Consider the following 23,035-nt stretch of genomic DNA (forward strand, 5'->3'; position numbering starts at 1 on the left):
AACATTTAAATGCCCCAACTGCGGTCACGAACACGACCGAGATTGGGGCGGCGCTCGAAACATTATGATTCGAGCTTTGAGGGACGGCTCCTTTGCTCTCTCTATCAATAGTGAGAGTATTGCTATCGCGTATGCCCTGTTTGTCCAGGGTTGTACAGCGTAACACCGTCAGGGAACACAAACATCAGGAGCACACAAACCTGGGAAATCCAAAGTTTTTACTTCCAGAGTATTTAACTCAACTAAACGAATAGCATGATTATTTGTATCAGCAATAAACAAATGAGGTCCGATCGCACTTAATCCTGAAGGTTCAAACAAGCGAACACTGATACCTTGACCATCAACATGACCGGCAGTACCATCTCCTATCATAGTTCTGCATATTCCGCTCCGGTGGTCTATGCGCTTAATTTTGTGATTGTAAGTATCAGCAATCCAAAGATAATTTTGAGCGTATTCCACACCCAAACAGTGCTGCAATCTTACCTCATCAGCACGACCATCTAGATCGCCAAAACCAAACAAGTCACCACTACCACAGACAGTTCGCACTTGTGGATTTTCATCAATGCCGATCGCCCTAATCGAACTAATTTCGCTATCAGCAACAAACAACTCCAATCGATCCGTAGCCAGCCCACTGGGCTGAGAAAAAGCAGATTCTGCCAGATTCCCATCAACACAGGATTCTCGCCCATTACCCGCATAAGTACCAATAATTCCCGTATCTAAATTCATTTCCCAAATTTGGTGCGAGCCCGCCATTGCAATAAACAGCCTATGTCCAACTCTTTCCAAATCCCAAGGCGAATTCAACTTTATTTCTAAAGCCTTACCACTCTGCGGTACAATTTCGTGACTTTGTTCACCGTTACCAGCAATAGTTTGGACTTGACCAGTAGTAAAATCAATTGTTCTGAGAGCGTGATTTTCCGTATCAGCAACATAAAGAATCTGACTTTCTGCATCAAAAGCCATTCCTTGGGGAGCAAAAAACTCAGCTTCTTCAAAGTTACCATCAGTTAAACCCGGTTTCCCAGTACCGATGACGTGCAGAACTTCACCTTCGATGGTGCTGACCACAATCCTATGGTGTCCTGAATCGGCAATAAACAAGCAAGAACCGACTAAGCTTTGTATGACAGAATTCGCAGGTCCTGGTTCTATAATTTCGTCTAGACATTCACTATCCTCCGTCATTTCTCCCAAAAGAGCCTCATGTTGATGAAGCTGTTTTGCCTCAGTTGCCGTAATTGCAAATGCCAGCACTTTACCAGGAAAAGCCAGAGGTGTGGACAGAGGTTTGCGCTGTTTTTCTAAGCTGAAACTGAGGGATTCAAAGTTGATGGCATTTTTCTCTTTGTATTCCTCAATTAATTTGCCAACTAACTCATCAAGTGCTGCTCTATTACCTTCACCAGAAACGTAACCGATGACATAACTTTCTGGATCGATTACCATTAAAGTCGGCCAAGCACGCACAGCATAATTCTGCCAAATTGTCATCTCGCTGTCTACAATTACGGGATGTTCAATATCGTAGCGGAGGATAGCTTGGCGGATATTTTCCACTTCCTTTTCATTATCAAATTTGGCAGAATGAACGCCGATAACTGTGAGGGAATCAGGGTATTTTTGTTCCAGATATTTTAAGTCGGGGAGGACGTGCAAGCAATTGATGCAGCAGTATGTCCAGAAGTCAAGGATGACGACGCGGCCTTTGAGGGATTCGAGGGAGAGGGGTTTGTCGGTGTTTAACCATGGGTAATTCGTCGGGAATTCTGGTGCTCTGACGCGAGGCATAGATATCTCCTTGGTAGTGCAGTAGTTTTTACACTTCTTTAATTTAGCCAGAATTTTGGGATGATGGGGGAAAAGCCCCTCAAACACCCCTGGAAGCACTCCTAGTCCTGGAAACTCCGTGGTTTACCTGATTTCCCGATCGACCATCCCCACAGCACCCTAAAATTAAATAAACAGCAATTTTTGATTGAATTATGTCATCACTAATCTTAACGCGCATCTTCCTCGCCACCGCAGCCCTATTTGGAGGTTTATCCGTCGCTGGTGGCGCTTTTGCCTCTCACGCTTTAAAAGACAAGTTAAGCGATCGATCTTTAGAAATTTTTGAGACAGGTTCCCGCTATCAAATGTATCACGCGCTGGCTTTATTACTGGTGGCATTAATCTTGAGCCGTGCCGAGGCATCTCAAACCTTTCTTGCAGTTTCTGGATGGGCTTTTATTGTCGGTACAGTAATCTTTTCAGGCAGTTTGTACGCCCTCAGTCTAACTAACATCAAATTACTGGGCGCAATTACTCCCTTGGGAGGAGTTGCTTATCTTATCGGTTGGGGATGTTTAGCAATTGCCGCTTGGAATTTTAAATAGAGAATTGCCATTCCCAATTCCCCATTATCCTCATAACATATTTGCGACTCTACTATTATAAAGAAAAACTTAAATTATTAATTTAAATCAGATTTGTGCGATCGAGAAATAGTTGCAAGTTTGTTAAATAGTCCTGGATGCACAAAATCTGGTTTCTTCCCAAAATAGTCGTTTTTTTGATAAATATTGAGGAAGCAACCGGGTTTTTCACCCCCGTGCGTCCAGATGCCATCTTTCCGAGGCGATCGAAAATAAGGATGCGTAGCAGCTTATAGTAGCTAGGTACTCGCTGGGTAGGAAAAGTACACGGGCGATCGGCCTCGATAGCATAGCCTTCTAGTACGATTAATTACAGATAAAATCAAAAGGAGTGGCGAACATGAGCAGTACCAGCAATTCAACGGAAATCAAGTTCGGAACAGACGGGTGGCGGGGACTGATTGCCCATGACTTTACTTTTGCTAACGTGCGTAAAGTGACGCGGGCGATCGCCAGTTATCTCGAAACCGCTTACACCAAAGACCGCCCAGTGCTAGTATCATACGATACCCGCTTTCTGGCAGACGAGTTTGCCCGCACTGCATCGGAGGTACTGGCAGATTTGGGGTGGACAGTGAAACTGGTCGATCGCGATTGCCCCACACCAGTTATTGCCTACAGCGCCAAGCACTTAAACTCCGCCGGAGCCCTGATGTTCACGGCTTCACACAACCCCGCACCTTACTGCGGCATCAAATACATCCCCGACTACGCAGGCCCGGCCACCCCGGAAATTACCGATACAATTGTGGCAAATATTGCTGGTGCGTCTGATGCCCCAGCCAAAGGCAGCCACAACGATAAAATTTCAAGTTTCGATCCCAAACCCGAATATCTCAAGTTTCTGTATACCTCGATCGATGTAGAACGGATTCGATCGGCTAAATTAAAAGTCAAGTACGATGCCCTCTATTCGACTTCTCGTGGCTATCTAGACGAGGTTTTGGAACACTGCGGCTGTGATTTAGAAAGTTTTCACACCTACCGCGACGTGCTGTTTGGCGGCGGAATGCCGGAACCCAAGGGCGAACAGTTGGTTGAGTTAGTAGAAGCTGTTAAGAAAGATGCCGCGGATTTGGGCTTGGCCACAGATGGCGATAGCGATCGCTTTGGGATTGTGGACGAGTTAGGCAATGTCTTGACTCCAAATACTGTCCTGTTGCTGCTAGCGCGTCACTTGGTGAAAAATAAAGGCCTAACAGGGGCGATCGTCCGTACCGTCGCCACTACCCACTTGCTAGACAATATGGCCGCCAAGTACGGTTTAAAAATCTACGAAACCGCCGTGGGTTTTAAATATATCGGCCAAAAAATGCGAGAAACAGCGGTACTCATCGGCGGCGAAGAATCCGGCGGTTTGAGCGTGTTGGGGCACATCCCCGAAAAAGATGGGATTTTGGCTGATATGCTGGTCGCAGAGGCGATCGCCTACGAAGGAAAACCCCTTTCTCAGCTAGTGGAAGAAGCCATCCGCGAAGCCGACGGCCCCTTGTACAACCAACGTCTTGACTTGCACCTCGATGATGCCCACAAAGCAGCCGTTTTAGCCTTTTTCACTAATAACCCACCCTCGGAAGTAGCTGGTATTGGCGTCAAGGAAATCGGCCGCAAAGACGGAATTAAACTCTATCTTGAAGATGGTGGCTGGATACTTTTGAGACCTTCGGGGACTGAACCGTTGATGCGCGTTTACATGGAAACAAATTCTGTGGAAAAAGAAGCCAAAATCGCCGCCCACATGAAACAGGTAATTTCTGAGTTAGAACCTGTTTAAACTTCAATTTCTTTCAACCCAGACCCCTTACCCCTGGGGTTTGAGAACGAGAGGATTTAGGTAATAACTATAGCTGCAAGGTGTGCTACACACTTTACTAATTGAGGACTTACGCATGGGGTACTAGAAACCGGGTTTTTTACAAACAGTCCTAGAGACAAAAAACCCGGTTTATTTGAAAAAACGTCGCTCTCTGGTCTGAGATATTGAAGCATAAACCAGTTTTTCTACAAAAATCAACCTCAAAATTTCGGATATTCCCTTGACTTTTCCGAATCTCTTGTGGTATATTATTTAGTAATTTAATAGGGGCAAAAATAAAAATTTGACACAGATTTCGATTATAAAGCAAGTGTATTAGCTTAATTATAAATTTGTCATATCCAATCCGGTAGCATCGTCCTGTATTCATCTCTCCGATCTCCCTCTGTGTTCTCTGCGTTCTCTGTGGTTAAATAATTTCCATGCAACCGGAAACGATATCAACCGTTATATGAAAACAATTCCTTTAATCGCCATTAGTTTTTTACTAGCAATTTTGGTCAGCGCGATCGGTATTATCTCAGTCCAAAACGCCACCCCAGTATCCCTAAACTTTACCTTGTTCCAATCCATACCAATGCCCGTAGGAGTAGTCTTAGCTATCAGCCTGAGTGTGGGACTCCTAGGAGGTGCAATTCTCCAACCGCTATGGATGCTTTCGGCTTCAGAACCAGTTACTGACAGAGCCGAACTAGAGGAAGATATCTGATAACTTGGGATCGAATTATAAAGGCTCAACTAAGCAGTAAACCTGACCGTCAATTAACAGCCTCGTAATTCCCTTAGCTTGCAAATAAGGTGCTGTTTTTTGTAGCATCTTGCCATCAGGAATCTTAAAAACTCTTTGATGGCGAGTAGCAAATCGCCTAGCTACTCGGTGGTTGTCAAAAACGGACAAAGTTTTCTCGCGAAATTCTTGGGGAGGAATTTGACCCAGTTCGCCAAAAGCTTTCAAGGGTCTAGTGATTAATTCCCCAGATCGATCGACTACCAAATAACAAATTTTGGGAAGAGGCGCGAGGCTAAAAGGTAAAATTTGAATCAGGGTGTTTCCCCGAAGCTGGAGAAAGTCACCGGACGATCGCAAACCCAGCAAACTTGCTTCTAACAGAGAGTCATCCTCATCGACATCCTCACCATCGAAGTCATCTAAATCATCATCTAAATCATCCTCATCTAAATCATCCTCATCCTCGTCGAAATCCCTAAAATCTTCACCTCCGAGAAGTCCTTCTGCTGGCACTATTACCTTTAATTCCCCAGTCAGATCCACGTAGTCACTGCGATCGACACGATTCTGGTGCCTGACTTCCGATGCGCCAGCAACATCCACATCTGAGTAAAGATGACCTTGCTCCGCGATCTCAGCAACTGGGGAGGAGGCTGATAAAGAGGGCTGTGGGATTCTCTGTCTCAAATTGGTGGGTATTGATGGGGCAACACTTGGAGATAAAGGATAGGAGTCACTTACAGAGGAGGACGAGTCCACTTTCATTGGGGTATCTTGAGAAATAATTGGGCGATCGGGTAAACGCTTTTGTTTTTGCTGGACTAAAGATTCGTATTCCCGCTCAGACAAAGCACTCTGAAGGATGCGTCTGACTGTAGAACTGCTGACCCCGTAGTGCTTTGCCAGAGTGATAGTATTCTCGTCCGACTGTCGGTACAGCCTGATGATTTCGCGTTTATCTGAATCGGAGAGTTTAGTGGGCGTCATGCCAAGTTTTCCAGCAAAAAGACTTGTTCAAGGGCAGGCTAAAGGTCAACCAACTCTGAATTTCGGTTGTTGGTTAATTTGAATCTGAGAAATGTTGGCCACGGCTACAAAGCTTTTGTATCCAAAAAGTTTGCCAACAATCCTCAAATATCAAATCCTTAAGCAGCCCGCCTACTGCGCCTGCTTTGGCGAGAACGGGTTGAGATATCATGTTCTAGGACAGCTCCTATGCCGAACAAGATGGCGCTGAAAACAAAAAATACTTCCAGCAAACTGCCACTTTGATAACTACCCTCAGCCTGAGTATCACGCCATTTAAAGTACATATCTGCGATGTACAGCGAAAAAGTTGCAGCAGCAATCATCCGCCAAGATTGAGAAAAACGTCCTCCCCAAAATGCCAGCAGCAATGCTGTGGCAATAATCAGTAGAAAAACGTCCCCCACAATGTAAAACAGATTGATGGCATAGGCATAGGGTGACAGTTGCTTGTCTAGTGCCATCACCCATCCCGGAGCTTTAGTTTCTGCTGCTTCTGTCTCCTCTGGTGCCGACTTAGCCACAGAGGATGTCGCTCCTTTAGCCTGTGACGTAGACGAGTTTTTCAAAGCAGGAGCTTTCGCTGTTGACTTAGTTGAGTCAGGTGCAGTTTCTGTCACTACTTCCTGAGTCGATGCTGGTGCGAGTCCTAGCTGTGCTCTCCAAGAGTCAGGTGCTGCCACCCAGATAGCTATCACAATACCCAAGGCAGCTATTGCCGATAACAAACCCCATTGCCAAATTTCTAGATTCAGCCGTTTGGAGGTAACAGCTATCACCATGCCGCCAATTAGTACCACGTAGCTGCCTAGATAGAAGGCATCTGCTGGGGACACATCGGGGCTGACCTCAAAATAAAGCTCCCAAATGCCAAATAGCACCCCTGCGATAAAGTAGAACAGCATCCCCAAACCAATGCCCAGCCAGACGTTGCGTCCGCTAGCCATGTGAGGACTTTTCCAGTTTCTAAAACAAACTATTGCTGCTCCGAGGTAGGCCCCGCATTCAAAAACATAGGTGCCGATCGAGTACCAAAGAGGCAAGCCCTCTTCTTGAGAGGGGGGAACGCTGAACAGTAAAAAAAACAGCAGCGCCATAACAGCCCAGACAATGCCTAGAATGACTAGGGTCTGAGCTGACAATAAAGATGGAGATGTAGATGACTTTTCTGAAGTGCTACTCATAGGGATTCCAAAAGACCTAACTAGCAGTTCAATTGCCAGAGAGTAGGTGGCAGCCAAACCGAATTAACAATTTGGTCGCAAATACAAGTTGGCAATCCCAGCTACATATCGCCTACCGCCTACACTGCAATTGTCTAAGCTGCTCTGTAAAACCTATGCAAATCCTTAACAGGGTTAACTGAACAGGCTTGCTGTTTACTTCTTGCTTTGTAGTCTCCAGATGACTCAAGAGAAATTAGTCTACTCCACAAGCAATCTCGGCAGAGCTTGCCGTTCGCTCCGAAGGAATCGGAATCAAAATTCCCGCAAACCATCCTTCGATATTTTTTGCCGCATTTAGATCCCGGTCTTCAGTATTTCCCAATTGTCTAAGCAATTGTCTAAAATTTTTAGCCTGCGATCCACAATTTGTTGAGGGCGGATTGTTTGAGCCAATCGATAAACTGATTGCGCTCCTGTGTTGGCATATCTTCCAGCACGTCCCTCACTCCCTCAGCAAAGTCGGTATTGCCAAAATATGATTTCCCCAAGCGGTGCAGCTCTTGTAACAATGTCTTAAGATGCTGCTCTTGCCAAGGGGGTAGCTTCAGACCTTTTAAGGGGCTAACGGTGAGCCAATTTTTGATCGCATCAGGGGAGTCTGCCTGGGGGAAGTTTCCCTGTTGAAATACCTTGGCGATATCTTTCTGAAACGATGTGGCTTGCCTTGCCCCTAGGAGGTCTTCTACATCAAAGTAAACAGCTTGGAGAAGCAGTAAACAACCCTGTGCGAACAGGGGTGGTTTTGCTGCGTCATTACCTGTCGCTTCTTCAGCGACAAGCTGGTCTAGACGAACTTTTCCCCAGACGCTATATCTATCCGGCTCTTCCAGCAGAACGCAGGCTTTGCCTTTGTTGTCGGTTAAGTCCCGCCACAAGGCTCTAGCGTCTTCAGCTTGTTTGCCGTTGAAAGCGCTGATTAGGCGGAACGTCTGCCCCTGATAATTGAGAATAGGGATTTGCTGATCCCGTTTTGGGTGTTGAAAATTGGTGATTTCAACATCCTGCCGTTTCAGAATAAACATGACACTGCGATTTGACTCCTGTCATGGCCGAGGTGCTGTGCTTGATAATAGTCTGTGACCAGTATTTCTATTGGTGGACGATTTGGATCGGTTGTTTTTGAGCTGCATTCCAACTCATCTCTACACCTTACCTCAGTTCTTGTCCTGCGATCGGCTTTTATTGTAAATTAACTATCATGCTATTGGCTTGGCGGTCTTTTCAGACTTTTATGAAATGTTTACTTGCCCGATCGCACACTGTCACGATACAATACTCCTGTTAGCCAAATTCTAGCTAAATTTCTGTTTTTTTGATTTGGGTGCGTAACTCAGGTGGATAGAGTAGCTGCCTTCTAAGCAGCGAGTCGCAGGTTCGAGTCCTGCCGTACCCATTAACTAAAACCTTTACACAGCAATGCTTTGAGCCGTTCTTTGCCTAAAAGTAGAGAGCGGCTCAAACCTTATTTGTTGTGCGTTTGTTGTGCATTTGTTTCGCATTTGTTTCGCATTTTGTTTCGCACAACAAATGCGAAACACCGCCTATCTGGGTCAGGTAGTATCCCGGCATCCTGTCGGTAGACACAGGTTAACTCTCCAAGCCAAGTATTTCTAAGAACATCTCCACGTCGGTCAAGTCAGCCTTAGACTTTTTGCGTCGCGCCTTCAACTGATTGAGCAAGTCGGCCGGCTCTGGAAATTCTGCGACGGCCGGAACCCAACCCCTAATTCCCCATCGGTGGACCCCGATCGACCATCATGGGACAATTTTTCGATGGCAATACCATAAAAAAGTTTAATTGTCAATAGTTAAATCAACTGAACTGAAGATAGCAGAAACAGGTTGTCCGGCGAGTGCCCTTCTGAGGTTATCCTTATTGATCTGGCTAGTTATTGAATGAAACACTTGGATATGTTCGCAGCAACTTTATTTTATATTCCCCCAAATTTAATACTATTAGCGCCAGCCACAGGAATGGAAACAATGATGACATCGGAAAATACGGCAACTATTGTCCTACTATTAGTTGCTGTAGGAATCCTAGGTAGGGGTTTTTATCGCGCCAAACAAGAAGGCAAACTAGGGATTTTAGCTTGGTTGCAGTCAGTAGTGCTGATGACTCCCTGGCTGTTGTTTTTTGGTTTGTTCTCTGCTGGCATTTACCTAAATCTAGTGGCGGTATTGTTGATGCTAGCAGTATCAACCGGATTGTACATTTATCTGGGCAGGGAACTGCGATCGGCTGCGGGAGATAGAGTGTTACGATCGCGCGCTGATACTCCCGATGCTAGGGAACAAAAGTCGGTCAACGATGGCAATTTGGCCCCAGAGTCCCCGCCGGACCTCCCCACACAACCAGTTAAAACTGTAACCTCATCCCCCAACACTAATCCATTAGAAATCATTCCGGTTCCCGCCGAAGACTTAAAAGCAATTCAAGGTATCTTTGGCATCGATACTTTCTTTGCCACAGAAACAATTCCCTATCAAGACGGGTTGATTTTAAAAGGGAATCTGCGGGGAGATCCAGAACAAGTACACTCGCGGTTGTCGGCAAGTTTACAAGCCAGACTGGGTTCGCGCTACCGACTGTTTTTAGTAGAAAATCAAGACGACAAACCGGTAGTTATCGTCCTACCCAGCGACAACGACCCCCAGCCAAGTACCCTATCTCAAAAAATCCTAGCAGTGGTGCTGCTCGTAGCAACAATTGCTACTACATTAGAAACCAGTGGATTGCTCCGGGGTTTTGACTTCTTTAGTTCGCCAGCGAGATACCCAGAAGTTTTACCCATTGCAGCAGGAATTTGGGCGGTTTTAGGCTCTCGTGAAATTGCTCGCCGAGTCGTAGCAAATCGGTATCAGATTAACTTGAGTTGGCCATTTTTTATACCAACTTGGCAAATAGGTTCTTTTGGGGCGATCGATCGTTTTGAGTCCCTGCTACCTAACCGCAAAGTGCTATTTGACATCTCCATGGCGGGGGAAGCAGCCGGGGGAATAGTTGCTCTATTGATGCTGGCAGTCGGTTTGCTACTTTCTCACCCCGGCAGTTTGTTTCAAATTCCCGCAGAATTCTTTAAGGGTTCGGTTTTAGTAGGAACTTTGGCAAAAGTGGTTTTGGGTTCCGCTTTGCAGCAGCAGCTTGTGGACGTTCATCCTCTGGTGGTTATCGGTTGGTTGGGCTTGGTGATTACAGCGATTAATTTGATGCCAGCCGGACAGTTGGATGGCGGTAGAATCGTCCAAGCAATCTACGGCAGGAAAACTGCTAATCGCGCGACTTTGGTGACTTTTGGGGTATTAGCGATCGCTTCTTTAGTTAATCCTTTAGCCCTGTATTGGGCGCTGGTGATTCTGATTTTACAGCGGAATTTAGAGCGGCCATCCCTCAACGAGCTAACTGAACCTGACGACGCTCGCGCAGCATTGGGTTTGTTGGCTTTGTTTCTGATGATTGCTATACTTTTGCCGTGGACTCCAGCTTTAGCTGGGCGTTTAGGTATTGGCAACTAGGTCAAGTTCAACTTAAAATCCCAATACAAGGTAAAGACTGGGCAATTAAACAAGCTTGGTGCGTAGTTCACGGGAGTCAGTAGAGGTGCTTTGATAACGCCTTTGAAAGTCCCTTTGTGGTCTTAGTCAAGAATCCCCCTGATTCATCAGTGGGGAGTATCAACTAATGGAAAATCTCACAATTGGTTTAAACTTAATGTATCGAGTAAAAATCACTTATCTAAGCATCTAGGGTAAAGTTATGGCTAATCAACTTCCTCCTGTATTGGTAACTTTTGATGCAGATGTTTTGATGGCTGGCAGAACCCAAGTGTGGCAAGAATATGCCAAAGTGGGAAGTTGCTATCTCCCGGAAGTAGTATATGACGAAATAGATTATTTGACAGGGAAAGCAGTAGAAAAATCTCAAGAGCAAGTAGCTAGGGAGTTTATGCGCTTTTTTGCAGACAGTGGCTGGATTGTAACTGATGCTCAAGAAACGCACAGATCCCTAGAACCTTCGATTAAAAATCAAAGCACACAAGCAATGCTAGTCGTTGCAACGGCTCAGTGCGTTTACGGTTTAGCTCAGGAACACCCAGACGCACTCGTAGTGTTTGTTTCCAACACCCAGCCTCTACTCAAACGAATAGCTTCTGTAGGAAGTACAAATCTCTGTGGCATTACCGGGGCCATGATGTTAAATTGGGCCAGGAAGGGGGAACGTCCAGCGGCGGCAACTCAACAATTACAAAGTTTGATGCGAACCCTTGCCGAACGCAAATCAAATCAGCGGAGCCGCAGTAGAATTGAGGAAAATAGTATCAACCAAGCTGGGTCTTCAGCTAGTAAATTAACGGGGACGCGCAGCAATTTTGAAATGAAGTCGGCTAGCAGTTATGTTAAAACGAATAAAACGCCTTTTACTGAAAATCTTACTTCCAGTTCGCGTCCGAGAAAGCCGCCTCGCAGTCGGGAGGAACCGAGAGAAATGGCGCCGGCTGTCTATCGCATGAAACACATTACTGCTCCCAAAAAAAAGGGTGACAGTTTTATTTCTAACACGATCAATTTTTTGGGAGCCTTATTTTTCTTGATGGTAGCGGTGGGTATTTTGTGGCGGGTGTTTGATGTTAAAGGTTTTAGAAAGACTTTTGTTCCAGCCCTACCAAAGCCGTTGCAGCAATTTGTGAGGTCGATCGATCCTCGGTAAATCATATCCTGACCGCAGCAAATAGTTAAGCACCCACTCAATCACCGATAGGAGAGTTGCGTAAAGTGAGATTTTTTGACCGTAGATGCAGGCTAGATGTAGTGATGTTTCAATAATGCTCAAGTGGAATGATATATTAAGTGGATTGGGATTAGTTTCCGCTGGCTTTGTATGTGCTGTAATATTTTTTATTCTTCTTCCCTTCAGAGAGTACGATTATGCGGTACCGGTTTGGGTAATAGGAATGATGATTGCTCTTGGTACAGCACTTACTACAGTAATATATTGGCTGCTGTCTTCATCGTTGCTAAATCTGTGGACTAGGGCGAGTGGATTATTGGTTTGTCAGTTAGTGGCGATCTTGTTTGGTATGGTGTTTCTGGAAGATTCCCTGGTGCTGCCAAGTTTTTTATTTTTCGTAACTCTTATTCTAGGAATTACCAGTATTTATAGCCGTTTTTCGCCACAAAAAATACTGTTAATTCTGGGTTTGTGTACGCTATTTTTTATGGCTTTAATGTATTTATTTTTGATTGGTGGCTATATCCTGAAAGGCAAAAATCCGTTTTATGGTTCTTCCCAGCAGATGCTGCCACTTTTGAATCAAAGGGTAGAAATTCGCACTGATAATCCCGATCGGTTACAGTGGAATGGCAAACTTGGGGAACTCACGCATATTGGCCGTTATGAAGTGACAGTGAAAGTAGATGCTGTTGGAGATGAAAAATTGATATGGCCCTATGTCTATGTTTGGTGGCAGGATATCAAGGCTGCTCCTCAAGAGAATTTGAATTAAACTGCTAATAGTATTAGTTTAAAGCCGGTGTTGCTCCTTCTACAGGACGGACGATGGCGGGTTTATTGATAGCTTGAGGCTGAAATAGTGCTTTCAGCGCTGCGTCCAGATTTTCTGCCATGACAATGCGGTTTTCGTAGGCAACAATGACTCTTACTAAAGTGGGCAAACTATTGCGCTCGGCTTCTAAGTATAGAGGTTCCACGTACAGTAAAGATTGTTCGATGGGAATTACTAATAAATTTCCTTGAATTGCTTTTGAACCTTGGCGATTCCACAGAGATATTTGTTCGGAAATAACTGGCTCTTGGTTGATTAAAGCTTCTATTTGTTCTGGACCATAAACTAATCGCTGTTTGGGAAATTGGTACAGTAGCAATTTTCCGTAATCGCCCTCATCGGATCGCCCCGCAATCCAAGCAATTAAATTGTTCCTACCGACCGGGGTAAAGGGTAGTAACAAAATAAATTCTTCTGATTTTTCTGTGGGCAGTTTCGTAATTAGATAATAGGGTGCTACTGGTTGCTGTTGGCTGCCGTAAATTTCATTGGGAATTCGCCATAAATCCTCTCGATTGTAAAATACTTGAGGGTCTTCCATGTGATAGGTTAACAAGCGTTCGGATTGAACGCTCAATAAATCTGCTGGGTATCTGAGATGTTTGCGGAGAGCCGGAGGCATTTTGTCAAGAGGTTTGAAGAGTCCTGGAAAAATAGCCATCCAACTGTTGACTATCGGGTCTGAGGGGTTGGTAACGTAGAAGTCTACAGAGCCGTTGTAGGCATCAATGACTATTTTTACCGAGTTGCGGATATAGTTAAATTCATTTTTTCCGGGATCGGAATAGGGATAACGATCGCTGGTAGTGTAGGCATCGACAATCCAGTAAAGGTAGTTGGGATAATTCTGATTGAGCGAGGGGGAAGACTGGATATTTTTGGTTGTTTTCTTGGGTGCTTGTTCTCGTAAATTACTTGAACCAATCTGGGGGTTGACTACTACTAAGTAGGGGTCTGAATCGTAGCGCAAAAAAGGAGCAATAGCCCGTACTCTTTTGTTAATGTTTCGGCGGTACAACAACTTAGTTTTTGGTGTAAAGTTGCGGGTGAAAGCTATTTGCCAATTTTTGAGATAATTAGCAAATAACCAGCGTCTCCACAGAGAGTCTATGGCAATTCCGCCTTTACCACTGTATGTATTGTAAACATTGTCTTCACCGCTGGGGTAGTCGAATTCTTTAACTTTGGTAGGTGCCATCACGTCGGTATCGGTGACTTCGCCGTAATAAATGCGGGGGTGCCCGATGGGTATACTGGCTCGAAGGCGATCGCTAGTGATGTCTAAAGCCGTGTCCCCTGTCGCTTCAACTCCAATATCTTTGACAAAATAATCTGGTAAACCGCCGGCACCGATAGTATTGACGGGAGAAAGAGTAAAGCCATAACCGTGAGTGTATACCAGGTGTTCGTTAACCCAAGTTTGAGCTTCGGGAGTAACTGCTGTGTAGTCTAATTCTCTAGCGGCGAGAATGACTTGTTGGCTGTCGGCATCTTGTTTTTGGATTTTTGGGTTTTTAACTGTGTAGCGATCGATATCAGCATCTAAGAATTTATAATAAGGTCTAATTTGTTGCAACTGTCGGTTGGTTTGCAGTAGTGGCAGTTTGTCCCACAGGCGGATATTGCTGATGGTAAGCTGATTTTTTTCCAAGTCTGTATAGCTTAATTTACCTTCTGGATCGAAAGTTTTTATTTCGATTTTATTGAGGTCGAATGCTTGTTGAGTAAAGGTAATACTTCTCTGAATATATGGTCTTTCTTTGGCTATTTCGTTGGGGTTGACAATTAAAAATTGGACGATTACTGGCAGTAAATAAATTAAGGATAAACAGCTTATAACCAAACTAAGGACAATGGATTTAAAGCTGTTACTTTTAATTTTTAATTTACCGACTGGCCAGAGCATAAAAATTGCGATAGCGATCGCCATAACACTGGCAAATCCATAGGAGGGCAGTCGCACTGTGACATCAGCATAATTAGCCCCGTAAGTAACGTCTCCCCGCGAGTACAGCAATTCGTAACGAGCTAGCCCATAGAGGAAGGCGATGGCTAGCATCAAAAGTGAGCCTAAGCCATACAAGTGTCGCTGCTGCGATCGCGAAAACCTCAAAAATCTTCCTTGACTCAAGCTGTTTGGGGATAGTAAATAGGTGAAAGTGCTAGATACTAAACTATACAAAAGTACAACAGTCAGTGAGAAGGCACACAATTCTAATATGGGCAGAATAAATACATAAAAGCTAAGATCTTGATTAAAAATAGGCTCAGTGATGTTAAAGTTAATGGGGTGGAAATAGAGCAAGACTTTTGTCCAGCGACTGGCGCTAATTATGCCGATCGCCAAACTGAGAAAAATGGCGATCGCCCGCAGCCAAAAATCCGGCTTAATAGTCATGGCTAACATCAGTCCCAGCAGTAAGCCCAACTGCCACAAATGAGAAAATAACTGCACACAGAGCTGCCCGATGGAGTCAAATCCCAAATTAATTGGCCCGGCAGGCACTGCGCTGGCTATACTGAAATCGGCGAGGCTAGCTGCTGCTAACCGCCCGCAATGAATTACCATCAAACCTGCGATCGCGCTCAATCCGAATAAGCACAACAGCAACCAGGGAAATGCCTGTGGAGGTTTAGACAGAGATAATTGATTATTCTGCACCGTTTTTGTGAGATTTACGGAAGCAAATAACGCCCCCGAATTCAGCGACTTGGTTTCCTGAGTGGGATGCTTGAGGCGGCGGGCTAAAGCTAAATTCCCCATCAAAAAAACAGCAGAAATAGCAGTGGGAATTACCCCCAGCAACCCTTGAGTTTTCAGCCTCAACAGCAAAACCTGAAGATATCCAACTTCCTGAAACCACAGAATTTCTGCTACCAGGCGGGTAACTAACTCCATCACCAGCCCTAGCCCCGCAATCAGTAGAATTATTTGATAAATTCGCCTGTTCAAAGTCATCATCTTCAACTTCTCGCCACTATCAATATCTGCCGCAGTTCATCTGCGGTTAAAAATTTCCTTTTTTTATTTTTTCTTTCCTTTTTTTATTTTTTCACTAAGTATAGAGCGCAAATTTTCTCTAAAAAATAAGGATTAGCTATTGACTTCGGCGTTTTTTTTATGGTATATTTTAGATAATGGGAGTGCTGGCAAAAATAAAAAAATTGCCACCACTCCCATTATCTAATAATAGGTTATGACTTTGGGAAAGTCAAGCGTTTAAGCTTAAAAAAATGACGATTTTTTTTATTTTAATTCAAAAAAAATAAGCATCAAAACCAGAGTGAAATAATCCCCAGGCAGAGCCTGGGAATTAGGGCAAAAAATCAACTAGCTATACTGCTGATTGACATCCACATCCAAATTAAACAGTGTTTGCAAAGTCTGCATTGCTTGTCGCCGTGCCTCAATATCTTGCTGAGCGCGTAATTGCACCATTGGATCGTGTAAAATTTTATTCACAATCCCTCTTGTTAAAGATTCAATCACATCTTGATGTTTCTCGGAAAACTCTGAACCTAAACGCGATAAAGCTTTTTCTAACTCTTGTTCCCGAATCAATTCTATCTTATCTCGCAAACAGCTAATAGTCGGAACAGTTTCCAGGCTGCGCCACCAAACATCAAAAGCTGCTACTTCTTGTTCGAGTATGCCCTCAGCTTCCATTGCCATTTTGCGGCGGGTTTCGTGATTTTGAGCTACCACAGCTTTTAAGTCGTCTACATTAAACGACTTGACATTGGTCAGTTCTTTTACATCAGAATCGACGTTGCGGGGGACAGAAATGTCCACTAACATCAAAGGGCGATCGGGTTCTAAGACAGTTGCTAATTTAGCTTTATTTAAGAGCGGATCTGTAGCAGCGGTGCTGGTAAAAACCAAGTCGGAACTGGCAATTACCGACATCATTTCCGAAAGCTGATATAAATGTAATTCGGCATCTTTAAACAGGTTGGCTAATTCCTGGGCACCACGGAGCGATCGATTGACGATCGCAATATGGCTAGCTCCTTTGGAAAGCAAATGCTGCACCAAAAGTCGGGACATTTTACCAGCACCGATAATCGCAATCCGGCTGGTTGCTAAATGCTGACCTTTGAGTTGAGCCAGTTCCGCCGCCGCCGAAGAAATGGAAACCGCACCGGTACCAATACTGGTTTCTGTGCGAACACGTTTCCCTGCTGTCATGGCTTGCTTGAGCAAGCGCTCCAAAATTCGACCGACACCTTTATACTGCTGAGCGAGTTTGTGAGTTTGTTTCACCTGAGCCAAAATTTGCCCTTCTCCCAGAACCAAACTGTCAAGGCCAGAAGCAACTCGCATGAGGTGCATTACCGCATCTTCGTGCAGTAAGATGAACAGGTGAGGTCGCAAAGACTGTAAAGGAACTTTACTGAATTCTGAAAGGAATTGAGTAACTTCCCGCACACCAGGTTCCGACTCGGTGGTAACAATATAAATTTCTAAGCGGTTGCAAGTGCTGAGAATAGCAACCTCTTGAATATGTGGGTAGCTACGCAATTGGGCTATAGCCCCTTCAATCTTCTGTTCTGGAATGCTCAGTTTTTCACGAACTTCAACCGGCGCTGTTTTGTGGCTAAGACCTACAACTGCAATATTCATATCTGTGATTTGTCACTATTTTTTTTTACTGGTCAACAGTCACCTGTCATTAGTGTTTAGTTTATCCTTAATTGCTAATAACTGGTGACTGTCAACACTCAACTGTCAACAACCCAACAGCTTAATGTTGGCTATTAACACTCAAAAGTTAACAGCCAACAGTCCACAGGCAAAAGCCAACAGTTAACTGTTAATTAATGACTAATTTAATTGCAGAGATTTCGGCTGGTCAAACATATGGATTGTATCCACAAACCGAGCAGTCTTGGACTGAGAAGAAATTACCAAACTTTCAGTACGAGCGCCGCCACCAAAGAAGCGAACTCCATCCATCAGCGTTCCGGGAGTAATTCCGCAAGCTGCAAACAGAACTGTTTCCCCCGATGCCAATTCTTCAGCATTGTAAATCTTGTCTGGGTCTGTGATGCCCATTTCTTTAAGTCGAGCGATATTGCTCTCTTTACTTTCACCGATCAAACCAGTTTTTACAACCGCCGGATCGTAAATCAACTGCCCTTGGAAGTGACCGCCCAAACAGCGCATTGCTGCTGCTGAAATCACACCTTCCGGTGCTGCACCAATACCCATAAGTGCGTGGATATTAGAACCAGAAAACGCGCAAGAAATTGCTGCTGAGACGTCGCCGTCGCTGATCAGTCGAACTCTTGCACCCGCTTGCCGAATTTCATTAATTAAATCTTTGTGCCGGGGGCGGTCCATCACCACTACCACCAAATCCTCAACACTGCGGCCGAGACAATCAGAGATAATTTTGAGGTTTTGGGTTGGTGTCTTACGAATATCTACATGATTTTTGGCAGCCGCAGGAGCAGCTAATTTGTTCATGTAGAAATCGGGAGCAGCAAACAAACCACCTTTTTCGGAGATTGCTAAAACTGCCATGGAACCGTTTTGACCGTAAGCCACTAGGTTAGTACCTTCGCAGGGGTCAACAGCGATGTCAATCTCGATTAATTCATCTATGTTGCAGACATCTTTAGCATCTTCGCGGGTACAAATACCCACTTGCTCGCCGATATAAAGCATGGGTGCGTCGTCGCGTTCCCCTTCACCGATCACGATGCGACCGCGCATATGAATTTTGTTCATCCGCTCGCGCATGGCTTCTACAGCCACTCTGTCGGCTTCATCTTTCTCGCCTTTGCCCATCAATCGAGCTGAGGCGATGGCTGCCTGCTCTACTACTTCGATAATCTCTAAACCGATTGCATTGTCCACGAACTATATCCTCCCAACTGAGTCCTGCGTGCCTTGTGCTTTTTTTGCACTCCCAGCAATCAAGTTTATCAGAGGCGGGGATCTGTGCGAGCGTAAGTCTTGAGTTAGTTTGTGTTAACTTTTGCTTCTTACAGACCCGACAGTGGGAAATTTATCCACAGGAGAGTGGGAGAGAGTGGCAAAACCTGAGCCATCTGGGGCGATCGGATTGACCGAAAATTTGGGTGCAAGCCCCGTCCTTTTAGGACGGCTTTAATTAGACTTCTTGAAAAAGCGTTTCAACGTTTGCTCATGGTTGTGGTAGAATCAGGTAGGAGGATAGAGCAAATGTTTCATTTAGTCTACGAATTCAAACTCAAACCAACGGCAGGACAAATAGCAATCTTTGAAGATTGGCTAGAACAATGCCGTCGCGTATACAACTACGCATTGGCAGAGCGTAAACATTGGTTTGAGTCTCGTAGTTGTCGAATTAACGCTTGCTCTATCCGATCTGAGTTCATCATTCGGGCCGAAACAAAACGACCAACTTATGCAAGCCAGTGCAAAAATTTAACTACGGCTAGGGCAAACATACCCACTTTGGCTGCCGTCCAAGTACACGTCCTACAGCAAACACTGAAAAGGCTTGAAAAAGCGTTTGTGAGTATGTGGGAACAAAAACACGGTTTCCCCCGCTTTAAGAAAGCAGGAACAATGCGATCGTTTGTGTTCCCACAATTGGGGGTTAACCCCGTCCAAAATCAAGCGGTGAAGCTTCCTAAGATTGGTTTGGTTAAGTTTCATCAATCACGTCCTATCCCTGATGGTGCAACGATTAAGCAAGCAAGGATAGTCCGTAGGGTTAGCGGTTGGTACGTGATCTTAACCCTACAATGGGACGTTTCAGTACCCAATCTAATGCCCCACGGTGAAGGTATCGGAATTGATGTGGGACTAACTAATTTTCTAGCAACTTCTAACGGTCTTTTAGTCAAGCGCCAAAGATTTTTTAAAGACGCAGAACGCAAGCTTAAATTGCTGCAACAACGTGTCTGTCGTAAAAAACTAGGTTCTAACAATTGGCGTAAAGCTCAAAACAAAGTCGCCAAACTGCATGAATACGTTGCTAACAGTCGGAAAGATTGGCATCGTAAATTATCTCATCAAATCTGCCAAAATGTGGGAATGATTTTCGTTGAGGATCTGAATCTGATTGGGCTGTCTAGGGCGATGCTAGGGAAACACTGCTTAGACGCAAGCTGGGGTCAGTTCTTCACAATCCTAGAGCAAACTTGTTGGAAATATGGCGTGTACTTTCAAAAGGTAAGCGCTCATAAGACGAGTCAAGTTTGCCCCAATTGTCTAGCAGAGACAGGAAAAAAACAGCTTGATGAGCGTACTCATTCATGCTCGGACTGCGGCTATACAACGGACAGAGATGTTGCAGCCGCTCAAGTAGTTCTAATTAGAGGACTTGCAGCCGTAGGGCATACGGTCAAGATGCTTGCTGAGGGTAAATTCATTGGAATCCCTGCGAATCAAGAATCCCCTCGCCTTTAGGCAGGGGTATGTCAACAAGCCGTGCATTACGGTGAATCCTAACTTGGGCGTGGAATATGTGGCTCGGTTGTTTGCTAATACGCGCATCCGATCGCAGAAGCTGGACAAAACGGCTTTTGACGAGTATTGCGAGGAGAATCCAGACGCGGCTGAAGCTCGGATGTACGAGAGCTAGTACCTAGCTAGCGATTAAGTTGTTTACCGGGCTGTAATTGGTGTATTTTTGTCCATCAAACCCGGTTTTTGGCTATCCCTGCGTAAGTCGCGATCGCTCAAAATTCGACAATTACGGGGGCGTGGTCGCTGGGTTTGATCAGTTTCCTAGGATTAATATCTATGGTGCAGTTTGTGGCTTTTTCGTAGAGAGATAAGCTGAGATAATGGTGGTCAATTCTCCAGCCTTTGTTGCGAGGAAATGAGGCGGCGCGATAGTCCCACCAGCTATAGTGGCAACCTTCTGAGGTGAATTTACGAAAGGGGTCACTCAATCCTAATTCTATGATTTCTGTGAGTGCGAGGCGCTCTGGGACTGATAAGCCGGCGGAGTTAGCACAAGCTTTGGGGTCGTAAATATCTCGATCGCCCGGAACGATATTAAAGTCTCCACAAATGCACAAATGAGGTGATTTGTCAAGAGTAATTTTCAAGTATTTGTGTAACAATTTCAGCCAATGTAGCTTGTATTCATATTTCTCCGATCCCACTTCTGAACCGTTGGGAACATACACGGAGATAATACAAATATCGTCGATGATGCCGGTGATGAGGCGTTTTTGTTCGTCAAAAGTGCCGACGATTTCCTCACCGAGAATGGGTGAAAATCCGGCGCTAACTTGCTGCATGGGAACTCGACTCAAAATCGCCACACCATTGTAGGATTTTTGGCCGGAGATGTAACAGTGGTAGCCGATGTCGAGAAAGGGTTGCAGAGGAAAATCTTTGTCTATAACTTTGGTTTCTTGCAGACACAAAACTTCTACAGGGTTTGCTTGCAGCCAGTTAATGACGTGTTCGATGCGGGTGCGGATTGAGTTGACGTTCCAGGTGGCGATTTTCACGATGATAGTTTAAGGTACGCAAGTCTAATCTGCAATGGCGATCGACTGAACGCTTGGTTTGAGCTTTCAGAACAAAAATATAATATCACCCCTGTACCATCCTGAGTTAGGGTGTCGGCCCTGTTCCAGAAGAATTAAAGGTGGTTGTGGGGTCTCAACCCCCAGATTGAGCAACCTCTACTTCGGAAATCAAAGGAGGCAAAGTTGAATAATCTAAGTGCCTCAACTGCGACAGGGCCTTGCTTGTGTTAGATTGAGCATAATTATTGTCAACTCTTCACCTCCGGCGCGTCAGACAAATGGTTATCACAAAACGAGGGCTTGTTCTAAGTGCAGCAGCGGTGGTACTGACTGCTGTAACTCTTGTCAACACTGGTTGCAGTTCTAAATCTCTGGCTTCTTTTAGGGGTAGTCCCAAAGAGTTGGTTGATGAAGTTTGGCAGATTATTGACAAAAGTTATGTGGATGGTACTTTTAATCAGGTTGACTGGAAAGCTGTACGAAAGGATTATTTGAACCGGACCTATAGCAGTGATGAGGATGCTTATAAGGCCGTGCGGGAAATGCTCAAAAAGCTCGACGATCCTTATACTAGGTTTATGAACCCGCAAGAGTTCAAAAATATGCAGGTTGACACTTCTGGAGAATTAACAGGAGTGGGAATTCAGTTGACTCAGGATGAGAAAACCAAGAAATTAGTGGTGATTTCGCCCATTGAGGATAGTCCGGCTTTTAAAGCGGGGATTCAAGCAAAAGATATTATTAGTAAAATCGATGGCAAAATCACTGAGGGGATGGACACGAATCAAGCGGTAAATTTGATTCGCGGTCAAGCTAATACTGAGGTGACACTGACTATTATCCGTAATAATAAGGAAATAGAATTTAAGCTGAAACGGGCGAAGATTGAAATTCATCCGGTGCGCCATTCGGTGCAGAAAAGTTCGATGGGTGAAATCGGCTATATTCGCCTGAATCAGTTTAGTGCAAATGCGGCATCGGAAATGCGATCGGCCCTTCAGGATTTGGAAAAGAAAAAAGTGACAGGCTATATTTTAGATCTGCGTTCCAATCCGGGCGGGTTGTTGTATGGGAGTATTGAGATTGCTCGGATGTGGCTCCAAGAAGGTACGATCGTCTCTACGGTCGATCGAATCGGCGAGACTGATAGACAAACTGCCAATAAAAAAGCGATTACTGAAAAACCTTTAGTGATACTGGTAGACGGGGGTTCGGCCAGTGCTAGCGAGATTCTTTCCGGTGCTTTGCAGGACAACAAACGGGCGGTTTTGGTGGGAACAAAGACCTTTGGGAAAGGTTTAGTGCAGTCGGTACGTGGTGTGGGAAATGGTTCGGGTTTAGCTGTTACCATCGCTAAATATTTTACTCCCAGTGGGCGGGATATCAACCACTTGGGCATTGAACCGGATGTTAAAATTGAACTCACCGAAGCTCAAAAAGAGGAATTGAGGCGCGATCGGGATAAAATCGGTACGAAGGCAGATCCGCAGTATGCGAAAGCTTTGGAAGTTTTGACCAAGAAAGTGACTGGTAAAACAGTAAATCAGAAGGCTGAGTCGAAACCGAATGTTGCGCCACCAAAAGCGAATGCGGCCCAGGCTAAGCCGAGTTCGGCACCGGCTAAATCCAAGTAAGTAAATCCATCTAATTAAATGTAAGATACAGGTGGCTAAAAAGCTTGCTGTATGAGCATTGTTCACCTCTATCTTCTTCCTTCTTCCTTCCCCCCTTGGGGGGGGTTATTCTTCCTTCTTCCT

17 protein-coding genes, 1 tRNA gene and 1 pseudogene are annotated in these 23,035 nt (G+C 44.9%); 11 read left to right on the top strand and 8 right to left on the bottom strand.

The annotated features are described in order from the left end of the window. A partial coding sequence (locus tag ACBR23_RS23005) for a zinc ribbon domain-containing protein (RefSeq protein ID WP_371120523.1) occupies positions 1-163 on the top strand: 163 nt, incomplete at its 5' end. A 5-nt stretch (positions 164-168) separates the two neighbouring features. Here the strand turns inward: ACBR23_RS23005 and ACBR23_RS23010 are convergent. Then, positions 169-1,806 carry a thioredoxin-like domain-containing protein gene (locus tag ACBR23_RS23010; protein WP_371120518.1) on the bottom strand — a complete coding sequence of 546 codons (1,638 nt, stop codon included), beginning with the start codon at positions 1,804-1,806 and terminating at the stop codon, positions 169-171. Between the two features lie 194 nt (positions 1,807-2,000). On the opposite strand from ACBR23_RS23010, the gene ACBR23_RS23015 reads away from it, so the two are divergent. From ACBR23_RS23015 to ACBR23_RS23025, 3 genes are all read left to right on the top strand, one after another. Then, positions 2,001-2,393 (top strand): DUF423 domain-containing protein, encoded by a 393-nt coding sequence (locus ACBR23_RS23015; RefSeq protein ID WP_371115235.1) that lies wholly within the window; start codon positions 2,001-2,003, stop codon positions 2,391-2,393. Between the two features lie 379 nt (positions 2,394-2,772). Beyond that, positions 2,773-4,206 carry a phosphoglucomutase/phosphomannomutase family protein gene (locus ACBR23_RS23020; protein WP_341737857.1) on the top strand — a complete coding sequence of 478 codons (1,434 nt, stop codon included), beginning with the start codon at positions 2,773-2,775 and terminating at the stop codon, positions 4,204-4,206. Between the two features lie 493 nt (positions 4,207-4,699). Next, on the top strand, positions 4,700-4,957 hold the full coding sequence (locus tag ACBR23_RS23025) for a LapA family protein (RefSeq protein WP_341737856.1): 258 nt from the start codon (positions 4,700-4,702) through the stop codon (positions 4,955-4,957). Between the two features lie 15 nt (positions 4,958-4,972). Here the strand turns inward: ACBR23_RS23025 and ACBR23_RS23030 are convergent, their stop codons facing one another. The 3 genes from ACBR23_RS23030 to ACBR23_RS23040 all read right to left on the bottom strand — a co-directional run bounded on the left by ACBR23_RS23030 (position 4,973) and on the right by ACBR23_RS23040 (position 8,252). Further along, positions 4,973-5,965, bottom strand: a complete 993-nt coding sequence (locus tag ACBR23_RS23030; RefSeq protein ID WP_341737855.1) for a hypothetical protein — start codon at positions 5,963-5,965, stop codon at positions 4,973-4,975. A gap of 158 nt (positions 5,966-6,123) precedes the next feature. After that, complete coding sequence (locus ACBR23_RS23035) at positions 6,124-7,188, bottom strand: hypothetical protein (RefSeq protein WP_341737854.1); 1,065 nt, start codon at positions 7,186-7,188, stop codon at positions 6,124-6,126. A 389-nt stretch (positions 7,189-7,577) separates the two neighbouring features. Continuing rightward, entirely contained in the window at positions 7,578-8,252 is a 675-nt protein-coding gene (locus ACBR23_RS23040; RefSeq protein ID WP_341737853.1) for an Npun_F0813 family protein, read from the bottom strand. 297 nt (positions 8,253-8,549) lie between these two features. On the opposite strand from ACBR23_RS23040, the gene ACBR23_RS23045 reads away from it, so the two are divergent. The 4 genes from ACBR23_RS23045 to ACBR23_RS23060 all read left to right on the top strand — a co-directional run bounded on the left by ACBR23_RS23045 (position 8,550) and on the right by ACBR23_RS23060 (position 12,734). Beyond that, positions 8,550-8,623, top strand: a tRNA-Arg gene (locus ACBR23_RS23045). 590 nt (positions 8,624-9,213) lie between these two features. After that, complete coding sequence (locus ACBR23_RS23050) at positions 9,214-10,746, top strand: site-2 protease family protein (RefSeq protein ID WP_371120524.1); 1,533 nt, start codon at positions 9,214-9,216, stop codon at positions 10,744-10,746. 241 nt (positions 10,747-10,987) lie between these two features. Further along, entirely contained in the window at positions 10,988-11,938 is a 951-nt protein-coding gene (locus tag ACBR23_RS23055) for a PIN domain-containing protein (protein ID WP_341737852.1), read from the top strand. A gap of 244 nt (positions 11,939-12,182) precedes the next feature. Then, the gene (locus ACBR23_RS23060) at positions 12,183-12,734 is read left to right on the top strand and encodes a hypothetical protein (RefSeq protein ID WP_371115234.1); all 552 of its coding nucleotides are present in this window, start codon (positions 12,183-12,185) and stop codon (positions 12,732-12,734) included. A gap of 13 nt (positions 12,735-12,747) precedes the next feature. On the opposite strand, the gene ACBR23_RS23065 is transcribed toward ACBR23_RS23060, so the two are convergent. The 3 genes from ACBR23_RS23065 to glpX all read right to left on the bottom strand — a co-directional run bounded on the left by ACBR23_RS23065 (position 12,748) and on the right by glpX (position 18,657). Beyond that, positions 12,748-15,753 carry a UPF0182 family protein gene (locus ACBR23_RS23065; protein ID WP_371120525.1) on the bottom strand — a complete coding sequence of 1,002 codons (3,006 nt, stop codon included), beginning with the start codon at positions 15,751-15,753 and terminating at the stop codon, positions 12,748-12,750. Positions 15,754-16,125: 372 nt separating this feature from the next. After that, positions 16,126-17,418, bottom strand: coding sequence for a glutamyl-tRNA reductase (locus ACBR23_RS23070; protein ID WP_371115233.1), 1,293 nt, complete (start codon positions 17,416-17,418; stop codon positions 16,126-16,128). A 201-nt stretch (positions 17,419-17,619) separates the two neighbouring features. After that, complete coding sequence (gene glpX, locus ACBR23_RS23075; protein WP_341737849.1) at positions 17,620-18,657, bottom strand: class II fructose-bisphosphatase; 1,038 nt, start codon at positions 18,655-18,657, stop codon at positions 17,620-17,622. 327 nt (positions 18,658-18,984) lie between these two features. On the opposite strand from glpX, the gene ACBR23_RS23080 reads away from it, so the two are divergent. Next, a complete protein-coding gene (locus tag ACBR23_RS23080) occupies positions 18,985-20,199 on the top strand; it encodes an RNA-guided endonuclease InsQ/TnpB family protein (RefSeq protein ID WP_371120519.1) in 1,215 nt (404 codons plus the stop codon). A gap of 10 nt (positions 20,200-20,209) precedes the next feature. Next, a pseudogene (locus ACBR23_RS23085) lies at positions 20,210-20,374 on the top strand (CP12 domain-containing protein); the annotation flags it as partial. Between the two features lie 97 nt (positions 20,375-20,471). On the opposite strand, the gene xth reads toward ACBR23_RS23085, so the two are convergent. After that, entirely contained in the window at positions 20,472-21,257 is a 786-nt protein-coding gene (gene xth, locus ACBR23_RS23090) for an exodeoxyribonuclease III (RefSeq protein ID WP_371120520.1), read from the bottom strand. A gap of 299 nt (positions 21,258-21,556) precedes the next feature. On the opposite strand from xth, the gene ctpC reads away from it, so the two are divergent. Further along, positions 21,557-22,912 (top strand): carboxyl-terminal processing protease CtpC, encoded by a 1,356-nt coding sequence (gene ctpC, locus ACBR23_RS23095; RefSeq protein ID WP_371120521.1) that lies wholly within the window; start codon positions 21,557-21,559, stop codon positions 22,910-22,912. Positions 22,913-23,035: the final 123 nt, after the last annotated feature.

Origin of the sequence: Microcoleus sp. (assembly GCF_041354475.1) — a bacterium.
In the GTDB taxonomy this organism is placed as follows: Bacteria; Cyanobacteriota; Cyanobacteriia; order Cyanobacteriales; family Microcoleaceae; genus Microcoleus.